At 33.6% G+C, this 13,104-nt stretch carries 15 protein-coding genes; 5 read left to right on the plus strand and 10 right to left on the minus strand.

What is annotated here, in order from left to right; genetic code table 11:
* Positions 1-97: 97 nt before the first annotated feature.
* The 10 genes from EYD45_RS00210 to EYD45_RS00255 form a co-directional block, all read right to left on the minus strand.
* Positions 98-967, minus strand: a complete 870-nt coding sequence (locus EYD45_RS00210) for an AraC family transcriptional regulator (RefSeq protein WP_130962335.1) — start codon at positions 965-967, stop codon at positions 98-100.
* 34 nt (positions 968-1,001) lie between these two features.
* A complete protein-coding gene (gene moaA / locus EYD45_RS00215; protein WP_130962336.1) occupies positions 1,002-2,009 on the minus strand; it encodes a GTP 3',8-cyclase MoaA in 1,008 nt (335 codons plus the stop codon).
* A gap of 81 nt (positions 2,010-2,090) precedes the next feature.
* Positions 2,091-3,002, minus strand: coding sequence for a bifunctional molybdenum cofactor biosynthesis protein MoaC/MoaB (moaCB, locus tag EYD45_RS00220; protein WP_130962337.1), 912 nt, complete (start codon positions 3,000-3,002; stop codon positions 2,091-2,093).
* A 4-nt stretch (positions 3,003-3,006) separates the two neighbouring features.
* Positions 3,007-3,453 (minus strand): molybdenum cofactor biosynthesis protein MoaE, encoded by a 447-nt coding sequence (locus tag EYD45_RS00225; RefSeq protein WP_233702474.1) that lies wholly within the window; start codon positions 3,451-3,453, stop codon positions 3,007-3,009.
* Positions 3,443-4,540 carry a HesA/MoeB/ThiF family protein gene (gene moeB / locus EYD45_RS00230; RefSeq protein WP_130962338.1) on the minus strand — a complete coding sequence of 366 codons (1,098 nt, stop codon included), beginning with the start codon at positions 4,538-4,540 and terminating at the stop codon, positions 3,443-3,445. The genes EYD45_RS00225 and moeB overlap by 11 nt, the downstream gene beginning before the upstream one ends.
* 42 nt (positions 4,541-4,582) lie before the next feature.
* On the minus strand, positions 4,583-4,816 hold the full coding sequence (locus EYD45_RS00235) for a MoaD/ThiS family protein (RefSeq protein WP_130962339.1): 234 nt from the start codon (positions 4,814-4,816) through the stop codon (positions 4,583-4,585).
* A complete protein-coding gene (mobA, locus tag EYD45_RS00240; protein ID WP_130962340.1) occupies positions 4,800-5,384 on the minus strand; it encodes a molybdenum cofactor guanylyltransferase in 585 nt (194 codons plus the stop codon). Before mobA ends, EYD45_RS00235 begins: the two co-directional genes overlap by 17 nt.
* Position 5,385: 1 nt before the next feature.
* Positions 5,386-6,126 (minus strand): sulfite exporter TauE/SafE family protein, encoded by a 741-nt coding sequence (locus tag EYD45_RS00245; protein WP_130962341.1) that lies wholly within the window; start codon positions 6,124-6,126, stop codon positions 5,386-5,388.
* 132 nt (positions 6,127-6,258) lie between these two features.
* The gene (locus EYD45_RS00250; protein WP_130962342.1) at positions 6,259-6,597 is read right to left on the minus strand and encodes a winged helix-turn-helix domain-containing protein; all 339 of its coding nucleotides are present in this window, start codon (positions 6,595-6,597) and stop codon (positions 6,259-6,261) included.
* A 6-nt stretch (positions 6,598-6,603) separates the two neighbouring features.
* Positions 6,604-7,785: a molybdopterin molybdotransferase MoeA gene (locus EYD45_RS00255; RefSeq protein WP_130962343.1), complete on the minus strand. Its 1,182-nt coding sequence runs from the start codon at positions 7,783-7,785 to the stop codon at positions 6,604-6,606.
* A gap of 179 nt (positions 7,786-7,964) precedes the next feature.
* Here EYD45_RS00255 and EYD45_RS00260 point away from each other — a divergent pair, with 179 nt between their 5' ends.
* From EYD45_RS00260 to EYD45_RS00280, 5 genes are all read left to right on the plus strand, one after another.
* Positions 7,965-8,627 carry a carboxypeptidase-like regulatory domain-containing protein gene (locus EYD45_RS00260; protein ID WP_130962344.1) on the plus strand — a complete coding sequence of 221 codons (663 nt, stop codon included), beginning with the start codon at positions 7,965-7,967 and terminating at the stop codon, positions 8,625-8,627.
* A 19-nt stretch (positions 8,628-8,646) separates the two neighbouring features.
* Complete coding sequence (locus EYD45_RS00265) at positions 8,647-9,687, plus strand: transglutaminase domain-containing protein (RefSeq protein ID WP_130962345.1); 1,041 nt, start codon at positions 8,647-8,649, stop codon at positions 9,685-9,687.
* Between the two features lie 52 nt (positions 9,688-9,739).
* Positions 9,740-11,275 (plus strand): YifB family Mg chelatase-like AAA ATPase, encoded by a 1,536-nt coding sequence (locus EYD45_RS00270; protein ID WP_130962346.1) that lies wholly within the window; start codon positions 9,740-9,742, stop codon positions 11,273-11,275.
* Between the two features lie 297 nt (positions 11,276-11,572).
* Positions 11,573-12,094: an SLATT domain-containing protein gene (locus EYD45_RS00275; RefSeq protein ID WP_130962347.1), complete on the plus strand. Its 522-nt coding sequence runs from the start codon at positions 11,573-11,575 to the stop codon at positions 12,092-12,094.
* Between the two features lie 51 nt (positions 12,095-12,145).
* Entirely contained in the window at positions 12,146-13,087 is a 942-nt protein-coding gene (locus EYD45_RS00280) for a hypothetical protein (protein ID WP_130962348.1), read from the plus strand.
* Positions 13,088-13,104 lie beyond the last annotated feature (17 nt).

Genomic DNA, 13,104 nt, shown 5'->3' on the forward strand with positions numbered 1-13,104 from the left:
TTTTAAATGATATGCCAAAAGTATTCTCAAACGAGGGTTTGTGATTTTCCTAAAAGTTCAAAAAGTTTTCTAAAAAGTTCACTACAAAAAAAGTAATTTATTGATTTAAAATTTGTTTGCGAAATTGGTTTGGTGGATAGTTAAATTTTTGCTTAAAACTACTATTAAAGTGGGATGTGTTTTTAAATCCACTTTCATAACAGATCTCACTTATGTTCAATTCAGAATTTTCAAGTAGAGTTTTTGCATATTCTAACCTTTGGTTGTTTAACCATTTTCCGGGAGTTTCATTAAAGTGGGTTTTGAAATCTCTTTTAAATGTAGATAGGCTTCTTCCAGACAAACGAGCAAATTCTTCAAGTTGTAAATCATAATGAAAGTTTTTCATCATAACTTCGTTTATATTGGTTTTTTCAATTTGTTTGAGTGAATTAAAAAAGCCTAATAAATCTTTGTTTGATGGGTTAAGGGCTATATTAAACAAGAGTTCATTAAATTTAATCTCTACTAGTTCTTTTGGGATTTTTCCTCCCATATTAAAATAATTAAACACAGAAAGAAAAAGAGATTTTAAAGAGTTGGTTACATCGATAGGATAGATAAGGCTATCTTGGTAATCTGCTATTTGTTTTTGTAATAAATCTTGATTGTTTTTTATAAATCGTCTTATAAAGTCTTCAGTTATAAAAAAGAGTATCGTACAATAATCTTCTTCAAAATATTGTTTGGTGTTATAAATACCTTTTCTAATGAATAATGCTTCTCCAGATTTTAAACTATATGTCTTATTAATTGATGTCCAATCTTTTTTTCCACTTATAACGTAGGTAAGTAGAGGAGTGTCTGTCCATAATTTAAACTTCTCAACATCAATAGGACATTTATACTCAACAAACATATAATCATTCCCTACAAGCCTGTTGTATTGCGGACTATTTTTAAAATATTCGAAAACATTGAGAGTCATATAACAAATTTAATCAATTTATTATTTAAAGTTTTTACCCTCCAATAGTAATCATACTTCTGTTTTTAGAATGTAAATCAGGTTTTTGTAGTTTTTCCAAAGTATCCATACCACCACGAACTTTAAATTTGGCTTGTACTGCTTTTTGAATGATAGGCTCAATGGAGTTTCCTGCTCTTAACGTTGTCAATAAATCAGATTCTCCAGAAGAGAATAAGCAGTTTTTTAATTGCCCATTAGCTGTTAAGCGCAATCTATTACATGAATCGCAAAACGGATTTGTTACTGAACTTATAATGGCAAAACTACCTTTGTAACCTTTTATTTTATAGTTTTTTGATGTATCATTAGGTGCGTCTTGCAAGCGTAAAATTTCATCTTTATTAAATGTGTCATTTACATAATTCATTACTTCAGCATACGATACCATTTTACTCATATCCCATTTATTACCATCAAAAGGCATAAACTCTATAAACCGAACAGACACAGGTAAATCTCTAGTAAAGTGGATGAAATCTATAATTTCATTATCATTAAAACCTTTCATTAAAACAGCATTCACTTTTACTGTAAAACCTTCTTTTACTAGTAATAAAATATTATCATAAACCCGTCTAAATTCATGGCGCCTGGTAATATGTTTAAACTTGTTTTCATCCAAAGAATCTAAACTCACATTAATTTTATTAACGCCGTTAGCCTTTAAAACAGGAATAAACTTATCAATAATTACCGCGTTGGATGTGATTGATAGCTCCACAGGAAGCGTAGCCAGTTTTTCTAAAATTACCGAGATATCTTTTCTAACTAGAGGTTCTCCACCTGTTAATCGAATTTTAGTAACACCATGATCTACAAAGGTTTTAGCGATATCATATATTTCTTCATAAGTCATTAAATGACTTTTAGGAGAGAGTGGCACACCATCAGCTGGCATGCAATAGGTACAACGTAAATTACAACGCTCTGTTAAAGAGATACGAAGGTAAGCATGGTCTCTACCATGTGAATCTTGTAATATGTTTTTTTCTTCGCTCATTGCTTCGCTTTGTTTATTTGTTGAATCGTTGAATTGTGTAACCGTTTAAACAAATTAACAATTCAACGAATAAACGTTTTTTTAATCGTGTCTAGCACCTTTCAAAATTCTAAAACTATGTAATATCGCTGGAAAAATAGCATCCATAGATTCTTTAGCACCATTTGTTGAACCCGGTAAAGCTAAAACCAAAGTATCTCCAATAGTGCCTGCAACACTTCGTGATAACATGGCAAACGGCATTCTCCCTTGTCCGTAACTTCTAATGGCTTCTTCAATTCCAGGAATGCGTCTGTCGAGTATTGGTAATAGCGCTTCAGGAGTAACATCACGTCCAGATAATCCTGTGCCACCAGTATATATTACCATGTCGACACCTTGTTCTTTATAGGATTTTACTTTTTGTTGAATGATATCTTTTTCATCAGGAATAATCACGTATTCATTGACTTTAACCTCACATTTTTCAAGCTTTTCAATGATGGCCTTACCAGCTTTATCTTCTTTATGACCTGCTGAAATAGTATCGCTACAGACCACTACTGCAGCGGTCAAATCTTTTCTGAATTTATCTCTAAAATCAGATTTTCCACCTTTCTTTTCTAATAACTTTATCGCATGTATTTCTATGCCTTTATCAATAGGTTTAAGCATGTCATACATGTTTAGAGCCACAACGCTTGCTCCATGCATCGCTTCAACTTCAACGCCTGTTTTGTAAATGGTTTTTACCGTGAATAATACAGTAATTTCAAGCCCATCAATTTTGTATTCAATTTCAGTAAATTCAATAGGTAAGGGGTGACAATCTGGTAAAATATCGGGTGTACGTTTAACGCCTAAAAGTCCAGCCGCTTTACTCATAGCAAATACGTTGCCTTTAGGAACCGTATCATTTTCAATGGCTGTAATCGTTTCTTGTTTACTCACTTTTACAACTGCTTGGGCTATGGCAGTTCGTAGTGATGTATTCTTATTTGTAATGTCTACCATGATTCTAGCTATTTACTTTCCATTGATGACTTTCATCCTCAAAAATTTCCTTTCCAAATACAGGAACGTCAGCTTTTATCGCTTCAACGATGTATTCTAAAGCCTTAAAAACTACTTTTCGCCTAGGAGATGATACGAATACAAATAAGCATATTTCTCCTGATTTTACGGTACCTAAGCTATGGTAAATGTGCATACAGGTTAAATCAAACTTTTCAAAAGCTGATTCTCTTATCTCATGAAATTTTTGGTTTGCCATGTCTTCATAAGCTGTATATTCGATTGCAGCAACTGTTTTTCCATCAATCTCATCGGCACGTACTTGTCCTAAGAAAATATTATGGGCACCTATGTTAGTTTTGGTTTGGTGTTTATAAATTGAGTTTCCTATAAACTCTGAAGGTATCGCTCCTTCTTTAAAAACACTTTTCATTGGTTTTTTATCTTTCATTAGATAGTATTTTATGTTTTTCTTTTAAATAATTGTTTATTTCGTTTGCACCTTGAGGTATACTAAAACAGTCATTAATATTTAATCCTTGCAATACTTTTACGGCGTGTTTGCTGCGCATTCCCGATTTACAAAAAAGAGCTTTCTTTTTTGATAAATCAATTTTATGTAAACTAGTTTCTAATTCACTTAATGGAATATAGGTAACGTTTAAATGGTCTACTTTAGGTTTTTCGTGTAGCTCTCTAACATCAATAAACTGAACGTTTTTTTCTGAAATTACCTCGGATATTGAAACCTCTTTGACTTCGATGTCACAGCCAATATTCATTTGCTTATTCTCAAAACTATCTTGATCATTTAATACAGATTGAATACTGGTTTCGTTTCTGTTTATTTTTAAAGTTGACGTTTGGGATGTCAAAGCATTATAGCAAAGTAATTTCCCTGAAAGCACATCGCCTAAACCTAAAATAATTTTTAAAACTTCGTTGGCTTGCATACTACCAATTATTCCAGGAAGCACTCCTAAAACACCGATGTCTGAGCAATTTGGTACTGCGTCTTTTTGAGGCGGGTTAGGGAAGAGGCATCGGTAACTTGGACCATCTTGATAATTAAAAACCGACACCTGACCTTCAAACTTATAAATGGCGCCAAAAACTAGTGGTTTATTTGTGATGATGCAGGCGTCATTTACCAAATAACGTGTTTCAAAATTATCAGAACCATCAACAATGATATCGTATTTCTGAAATAATTCTAAAGCATTTTTATAGTTGAGTGGTTCAGAATATGCATTTATGATAATAGCATTATTTAAATCCTGTAAACGCTCTTTGACTGCAATGGCTTTATTTTTTCCTATGGAAGATGAGCCGAAAAGTACTTGACGCTGTAAATTGGATAATTCGACCACATCAAAATCAATAACACCAATAGTGCCAACACCAGCAGCGGTTAGATATTGTAAAACTGGACAACCTAATCCGCCAGCACCAATGACTAACACTTTTGCGCTAGAAATTTTATCCTGACCTGCTTGTCCGATTTCTGATAAAATAATATGTCTGTTGTATCTATTCATTAATTGTTGAATCGTTGAATTGTTTAAACGGTTAAACATAAATCATCCTCCTGAAAATGGTGGTAATAATGCGATTTCAGCTCCAGTTAATTCTGTATCTAAAGCCACTAATTCTTGATGTTGTGCGATTTGAAAATCTTTGTTCTTTAAATCAGAATATTTACTATTTAGCACACTTAAAAGTCCTGAAACCAATCCTTCAGAAACTTCTAGCTGCTCTTCATCTTTTTGAGTAACCTCCGCAATTTGTCCGAAATATTTAATGGTTATAAGCATCTTCTATCTGTTTAAATTCTTCTTTTGTATTTACGTTTAATGTGGCGTTTTGATGCGTTTCATCCAACACAACATTTTTATAGTTGCATGCTTTTATGGCTACACGCAAGCGGCGTTCATCTTGGTTTAAAAAGTGCTTAAATGTATCCTTCATACTTTTTTTGTAAAGCGCTACTAAAGGCATGGTTTTACCACGACTTTCAGCTTGAATAATTTCTGAAGTGTCATCAATAGCATCAATCAATTTTTGCAAAACAACAGAATTAATCAAAGGAATATCACAACTTAAAATCAAATTATATTCGGTTTTCGAAGCCTGTAATCCTGAATAAATTCCTGAAACAGGTCCAGCATCTTTTATGTCGTCAGTAATGCGTTGATGACCAAAAACATCATAATTAGAATTATCCGAAACAATAATAATATCAGAAACTAAAGGTTTCAAAGCGTCTGTACTGTACTGTACAAACGATTTATTATTCAGCTTTAAAAACCCTTTATCTGTGCCCATTCTAGAGCTTTTACCACCTGCTAAAATAATGCCTGTAATGTGTTTCTTTTCTATCATTTTAGGTGAAAAATAATTTAGCGCAGGCTATGATTAAAACAAAAGCTAATAGGTAGCGCAAACTTTGGTTATTTATTTTTTTACTGCCATAATAACCACCCAAAACTCCTCCAATTAAAGCAATGCCAACCAAAATAAATGAGCCATTTTCAATACTTATACCGCTTTGCAATTGTCCTACCAAGCCAGCAGCAGAATTTACCCAAATAAATAGTGCAGAAACGGCAGCAGCCTCTTTCATCTTACCCCAATGCAATAACAAAATTACAGGCGTTAGGATAATTCCTCCGCCAATACCAATTAATCCAGAAAAGAAGCCTATAATGCCACCAACAATTAATCCTTGCCAAAGTTTTATGGGTTTAATGCTATCACTTTCTTTACCAAATACATTGAGCATTTTTAGTATGGCGAAGATTAATAATACCGCTAGTATTTTTTTGTAAATGGATGCGTCAACTTCTAACGTACCACCAATGTAGGCTAACGGAATAGAGGCCATAGCAAAGCCTAAGAATAATTTTTTATTAAAGAAACCTTCTCGATAATAGTAATAAAACGATATGCCAGCTACAAAAATATTAAGAAGTAGAGCAGTAGGTTTCATTGTTTCTGGTGCAAAAGAAAATAAAGCCATTAATGCTAAATAGCCACTAGCTCCACCATGCCCCACACTAGCATAGAGAAAGGAAACTATGGGAAGAATGAGTAAAAAGATGTATATGTTTTCGGTTTGTAGCACTTAGTTCATTTGTTTTATCTGTTGTTATGTCGAAATGAGGTACGATTGAGACATCACATAATGGTTTGTAATAATGTGATTACTCCTTTCGTCGAAATGACAACTACCAATATTTAATTTTAGCTTCAAATTTTATATATTTTCAATTTTAGCTAATTCCTTATCCAAAAAAGACCAACAATTTCTATTAATCTCATCAAAGGCTTTAACTAAAGATTTTCCATAATCTGTAAGTTCAGCGCCTCCGCCTCCTTTACCACCAATACTATTTATAGTAACAGGTTTTTTGGCTGATTTGTTTACGGAGTCTAAGAGTTGCCATGCTTTTTTATAAGATATGTTCAAAGACTTTGCTGCTTTTGATAATGAGCCTGTATTATCAATAGCTTTCAATAAATGCACTCTGCCTTCGCCTAAAAGCACATTGTTATCAGATTCAATCCATATTCTGCTTTTTATTTTGTAACCCATAGTTTTTTAATTAGGCAATAAAATCACTTCGATTGCATCACCAGTTTTAATATTAGTTATAGCCTCAGGAGCAAACACTAGCACATTGGCTAGAGCAAAAGTTTGCAGCATTGAAGAGTTTTGTCCGTCTAAAATTTCAACCCCTCCGTTACTATAAATCCCTTTTAAAAATTGAGGTCTATCACCTTTCTTAATAAAAGAATTAGCTGATTTTGCTTTGATTCGTGGTAATTCTAAAGTATTACGATGCATCATTTGTTGCAAAGCGATATACACATACACATAAAAGCAAGATAGCGCAGCAGCAGGATTTCCAGGTAACGCAAAAACTTGAGTATCCTTCTTTTTCCCGTAGAATAAAGGTTTTCCTGGTTTTTGCTTCACTTTGTAGAATAGTTCTTCAACGTTTAATTCTTTAAGCGATTTCCCTACAAAATCGTAATCACCAACTGATATACCTCCAGTAATTAATACTAAATCATTGTTGTTTAAAGCAGTGTTGAGTGTTTCAACAGTTTTATCATAATGGTCTTCAACTTTATAAAGCGTTACATCGTAGAACTTTAGATTGTACAAAGCGCTCAGTAACATCTTGGAGTTACTTTCATAAATTTTTCCATGGGAAAGCTCTTGTCCCGGTGCTATGAGCTCGTTTCCCGTAGTAACTATAGCAATATTTGGTTTTTTGTAGACTGAAACTTCAGTAATGCCTAAAGAGAGTAAATAGCCTATTGCAGCAGGTGTAAGTTTAGTGCCTTTTTTTAAAGCTATGTCACCACACTTAACTTGCTCCCCTAAGGGACGAATATTAAGCTCTGGTTGAATTTGGTGTGCAATAATTATCTTGTCACCACCATCCGTTTCAACCTTTTCCTGCATCATGACTGCATTGGCTGAATCTGGTACAGCTGCGCCTGTAAATATTCTAACTGCCTCTCCCTCTTGCAGTTTTGGCTCATGTCCATCCCCAGCTTTTATCTCTCCAATTAGTTTATAGGATAAACTATCGTGCAAGTTCAATGCATAGCCATCCATCGCTGATTGGCGAAACGGAGGCATATTGATAGGGGAGATGATATCCTTGTATAACTCATAGCCTCCAGCTTTTTCAACAGGTTTTACCGTAGGTTTTAATAAAGGTTTGCCGTTTTCTTTTACGATTGAAATAGCTTCGCGAATTGAAATCATGAAAATATCGTTATATCCGTACAAATATAACGAAACCTAGATTCGAAAACTAGGATTGTCTAAAAATAGTTCCCTAACTGAAATGGCAGCTTTACGCATTGAAAATCAGTATTCAATAAAACTGAATAGTCTGGAATATTTCTTATTTTTAGTTTCGAGGTATCAAAAAATATAACATTATGAAAGCAAATTTTAGTATCTCAATCCAAAACCCCTGTTCAGAGCGATTTAGCGGGTTTGAAAAAACAGCATCAGGAGGATTTTGTAAATCCTGCGAAAAGGAAGTCATTGATTTTAGAAATATGACAGACATGCAAGTAAAACAGGTTTTAAAACAAAAAGCCGATAATACCTGTGGTTACTTTCGAAAAGGACAATTACATAAAAAAAGTACAGCTATGGAAACACGACGCAGATCAATGCTAAAATTTATAAAAGCTGCTGCTATTGCGGTTTTGGCCTTCAATACATTTCAAAATGTTGAAGCACAAGATAAAAATAGTGTGACTGAAACGGTTCAAAACCTAAAATCTGATAAAGCTCAAGACAAGCTTTTAAAAGGCGTAGTCAAAGATGAATCAGGGCCATTAGCGGGTGCAAGTATATTGCTTAAAGGCACAAAAATAGGAGTTACTGCCGATTTTGACGGTAAGTTTGTATTTCCTAAAGCGTTAAATGAAGGCGATATTCTTCTAATAAGTTATATTGGTTATGAAACCCAAAAATTTATTATTGAAAAGGATCAGAAGTTTTTAAATGTACAATTAACTGGGGATGACATTGATTTATTAGGTGAAGTTCAGGTAAACCAGGTGTATATCTCAAACCGAAAAGCAAAATAGCTCCTTTCTAGCAAGTTTTATGATTCGTATATACACCATTTTTCTTCTCTTCTTTTGTATAGCATTATCTGCGCAAAAATCTGATTTTAAGCATATCAATTTTGATAAAGCCGATAATATTGCAAAATCATGCAGTAAAATGTCGTTGAAAAACATGCCATTGTTAGTACATGAGCTAACAAATGACTTAAACACCCAAGTAGAGCAGTTTAGGGCTATTCATACTTGGGTGTGTTTAAATATTGAAAGTGACCATTATTTTAGTGAGACCACGCTCAAAAAACGCAAACAACTACATCATAATAGCATTGCTTTTTCTGAATGGAATACTAGGGCGCAATCCAAAGTGTTTAAAAGGCTGGTGAGAGACAAAAAAACAATTTGTTCTGGCTACGCTTACATTGTTAAGGCACTTACAAATATTGCTGATATTGAATGTGAAATTGTTGATGGCTACGCGCGTACAGTTAGAACCAATGTAAACACTGTCGATTTCCCAAACCACTCATGGAATGTTGTAAAGCTAAATGGCAAATGGTATTTCGCCGATGCAACCCAAGCAAGTGGTTTTTACAATTTGGATGACCATGAATTCATCAAGGACTATAATGATGGTTATTTTTTAGCTGAACCAGACTTATTTGCAAAAAATCATTATCCCATAGATACATCATGGTTGCTTTTGGATGATAAATCACTGACATTAAAAGATTTTGTAAGAGCACCAATAATTTATGGTAGTACCTACAAATATGGCATTATTCCAAAAGCGCCTGAAACTTTAGAAACTACGATTCATGCTGGAGATACAGTTGTTTTTCAGTTTGATGTTTTAGATGAAACTTATCTGAAAGATATTACCTTGGTAATGAGCAGCGGTTTCAAGTTCAAGAGCATAAAGGCAAAAGCGGTAAATTTAAAGAAAGGTGTTTTAGAACTAAGGCATAGGTTTACTAAAACAGGACAATACGATATACATGCTAAAGTAGGAAAAGATATTGTTGTGTCTTATACCATTAAAGTGGAAAAACCTAAAACTGTCAATCTTCAACACTCTTAATTTATTTTCAAATCCAATAACATTTCTTACATTTAGCCAGTAAAGTCATACTATGCTTAAAAAAGTTTTTGGTAGTGCTGTTTTTGGTGTTGAAGCTACCACAGTTACGGTTGAAGTAAATACAGATAAAGGTATTGGTTATCATTTAGTTGGGTTGCCAGATAATGCCATAAAAGAAAGTAATTTCCGTATTGCTGCGGCATTACAAAACAACGGTTACCGAATTCCTGGAAAGAAGATCATCATCAATATGTCGCCTGCCGATTTGCGAAAAGAAGGTAGTGCTTACGATTTAACTTTGGCCATTGGGGTTTTGGCATCCTCAAGTCAGATTAAAGCTGAGGATTTAGATCAATATTTAATCATGGGAGAACTCTCTCTCGATGGCAGTTTACAGCCCATAAAAGGCGCACTGCCAATTGCGGTTAAAGCTCGAGAAGAGGGTTTTAAAGGCTTTATTTTACCAGCTCAAAATGCTAAGGAAGCTGCTATTGTGAATGATTTGGAAGTTTATGGTGTGGATAATATTAAGCAGGTTATTAATTACTTTGATAAAGGTGAATCTCTAGAGCAAACAGTTATAGATACTCGAAAGGAGTTTGAAAAGAATTTGAACTATCCAGAGTTTGATTTTGCTGATGTAAAAGGGCAAGAAGGGATAAAACGCTGTATGGAAATAGCAGCAGCTGGCGGACATAATATTATTTTAATTGGTCCACCAGGTGCAGGTAAAACTATGTTAGCAAAACGGCTTCCAAGTATTTTACCACCAATGACCTTGCATGAAGCTTTGGAAACTACAAAAATACATTCTGTGGTGGGGCGTGTAAAAGATTCGGGGTTGATGGCGCAACGACCGTTTCGTAGTCCGCATCACACCATATCTAACGTGGCTTTAGTTGGTGGCGGTAGTTATCCACAACCCGGAGAAATTTCGTTATCACATAATGGCGTATTGTTTTTAGATGAATTACCAGAATTTAAACGTGAAGTTTTAGAGGTAATGCGTCAACCATTGGAAGACAGAGAAGTAACGATTTCCAGAGCTAAGTTTACTGTAACTTATCCATCGTCTTTTATGTTGGTAGCCAGTATGAACCCAAGTCCGGGAGGTTATTTTAACGATCCTGATGCACCAGTAACATCGAGTCCAGCTGAAATGCAACGCTATTTGGGTAAAATTTCTGGTCCGTTATTGGATCGGATTGATATTCATATAGAAGTGACGCCTGTGCCTTTTGAAAAACTATCGGATGATAGAAAAGGCGAATCTTCTGTAGACATTAGAAAACGTGTTACTGCAGCAAGAGCCATACAGACCCAGCGTTTTTCAGATTCTGATAGTGTGCATTATAATGCCCAAATGAATACCAAACAAATTAGGAAACATTGTGTGTTGGATGATGCCTCAAAAGAATTGTTGAAAACCGCCATGGAACGTTTAAATCTTTCTGCTAGGGCTTATGATAGGATTTTAAAAGTGTCTAGGACGATTGCGGATTTAGAAGGTTCAGAACAAGTGAATGGTTCTCATATCAGTGAAGCGATTCAATATCGCAGTTTGGATCGTGAGGGGTGGTTGGGGTGATAAATTTATATCTTAGTCAGCTACGCAGTTGCAAACTTCGTAGAGCAGGGGAGAATAAATGCTTTAAAAGTTAAAGATGAAGGATTGGAGAGGTTTAAGAAGCAATCAGAGAATAAAAAAGAGCTATTATCAAATCAGATATTAACTCAGAAAAGAACTTTGAATAGGATATGGATTGTTCTGATTACATTAGTTGCTATCATAGGGGTGCTTGTATTTAAAATGATTGGCTAATGATATTAAAGAATTGAATGATTTAACTCGTGACGAAAGGTTATATATTAATAGGATTTAAAAATGGATAATATTACTCTAAAGATTAAAAAAATAAAAACTGATGCTTTATATGGCAAGAAAAAACATTTCAATGCTGCCGATAAAAAAGAAAAGTGGCATTATAGCATAGGAATTCCGTTGATTATTGTAAATATTCTTTCGAGTTCGATTCTATTTTATATTATTACTGAAGATGCAGTAGATTGGTTAAAGTATGTACCACTTGTTTTAGGATTAATTACTGCATTATTGACTGGTTTTCAAACTTTTCTCAACCTTCAAAAAAAGGTTGAGGGACATAGGAGAGTGGGAAATAGGTATTTAGGAGTTTATAAAAAATGTGATATTATATTAGCTTACATTGCGGATGATGTCATTACACAAAATTCTTTGATAGAAACCATAGAAAATGTAACTTTAGCAATAGAAGATATAAATAAGGAGGCAGAATCGTTTCCTACAAGTCAATCAGATTATATAAAAGCAAAAATTGGTATTAATTCAGGAGAAGAGTCTTATAATGAGAATGAATTAGAAATTTAGTTTTAGAGAACTTATCAAAAAAATATGGTTTCAAAATATCTGGTTCAATTAGTGAATCAAGTTGCAATTCAAGAAAACGAGATTAGACAAATAAAGGCTATAAGTGATGAATTATTTATAATCTTAAAAATTCATTTAACATTTTTCCATGGATTTAGAGTTTATGGCTCAATTACACGTGGAACTTCATTATCTCCTTCTATATCTAGAAAAACTGATGTAGATGTTTTTTGTCAATATGATTTCGGAAGTTGGAAGACTTTGATAGAGTACAACAAGGGTATTGATTCTAATGTCTTGACAACAGATATTATTTATAAAGGTTTGGTTAACTTGAATAATGAGGATTTTAAAGATATAAAACTCGACTATCCTTCTGTGCATCTATCATTTAAAGGAATTATATTTGAATTGACTCCAGCTCGCGGAGAAAAGGGAAGAGATATGTTGACCCTTTCGCTACCTTATAGGGAATGGGAATATAACCATAGACATCTTTTGCCATTGCCAAAGCAAACACATGTGCGATCAACTTCGGGTAATAAAGATGATGATTTTAAGAATGGAAAACCAGTTTCTAAAATAGAAACAATATTACCCTATGTGTACAATGATAGAGTAAAAACCAAAGAAAATAATTCCTATTTCTATTTAATTGTTCTTTTAAAATACTGGAAATACGTTTTTCAATCAAATATTACTTCCTTTCTTCTTGAATCTGATGTTTTTGATGGTTTGGAAAAGTCTAATTTTTTTAATGGAAAAAAAGATTTAGGTGATCTTTTGTTCACTTTCTTAACTACTCCAGAAGTATATAATTTCAAACTATTTAAAATGGATAATCAATTTTCAGAATTATATAATAATATTGTAATTATTAAGAAGCACTATGATAATGGGGAAGAGGAAGATGCTTTTTATAAGCTGATAAAATGTTTTCCACCTCTAGATTATCTAAAAAAATATACTTTTCCATGTTCAGAATTTGATTGAATATCAATTATTTAATT

The sequence above is a fragment of the Hyunsoonleella flava genome (genome assembly GCF_004310325.1).
In the GTDB taxonomy this organism is placed as follows: Bacteria; Bacteroidota; Bacteroidia; order Flavobacteriales; family Flavobacteriaceae; genus Jejuia; species Jejuia flava.

Bases quoted from the DNA above. Each gene is read 5' to 3' on its own strand.
- EYD45_RS00210 (WP_130962335.1), bottom strand. From the start codon at position 967: ATGACTCTCAATGTTTTCGAATATTTTAAAAATAGTCCGCAATACAAC.
- moaA (WP_130962336.1), bottom strand. From the start codon at position 2,009: ATGAGCGAAGAAAAAAACATATTACAAGATTCACATGGTAGAGACCAT.
- moaCB (WP_130962337.1), bottom strand. From the start codon at position 3,002: ATGGTAGACATTACAAATAAGAATACATCACTACGAACTGCCATAGCC.
- EYD45_RS00225 (WP_233702474.1), bottom strand. From the start codon at position 3,453: ATGAAAGATAAAAAACCAATGAAAAGTGTTTTTAAAGAAGGAGCGATA.
- moeB (WP_130962338.1), bottom strand. From the start codon at position 4,540: ATGAATAGATACAACAGACATATTATTTTATCAGAAATCGGACAAGCA.
- EYD45_RS00235 (WP_130962339.1), bottom strand. From the start codon at position 4,816: ATGCTTATAACCATTAAATATTTCGGACAAATTGCGGAGGTTACTCAA.
- mobA (WP_130962340.1), bottom strand. From the start codon at position 5,384: ATGATAGAAAAGAAACACATTACAGGCATTATTTTAGCAGGTGGTAAA.
- EYD45_RS00250 (WP_130962342.1), bottom strand. From the start codon at position 6,597: ATGGGTTACAAAATAAAAAGCAGAATATGGATTGAATCTGATAACAAT.
- EYD45_RS00255 (WP_130962343.1), bottom strand. From the start codon at position 7,785: ATGATTTCAATTCGCGAAGCTATTTCAATCGTAAAAGAAAACGGCAAA.
- EYD45_RS00260 (WP_130962344.1), top strand. From the start codon at position 7,965: ATGAAAGCAAATTTTAGTATCTCAATCCAAAACCCCTGTTCAGAGCGA.
- EYD45_RS00265 (WP_130962345.1), top strand. From the start codon at position 8,647: ATGATTCGTATATACACCATTTTTCTTCTCTTCTTTTGTATAGCATTA.
- EYD45_RS00270 (WP_130962346.1), top strand. From the start codon at position 9,740: ATGCTTAAAAAAGTTTTTGGTAGTGCTGTTTTTGGTGTTGAAGCTACC.
- EYD45_RS00275 (WP_130962347.1), top strand. From the start codon at position 11,573: ATGGATAATATTACTCTAAAGATTAAAAAAATAAAAACTGATGCTTTA.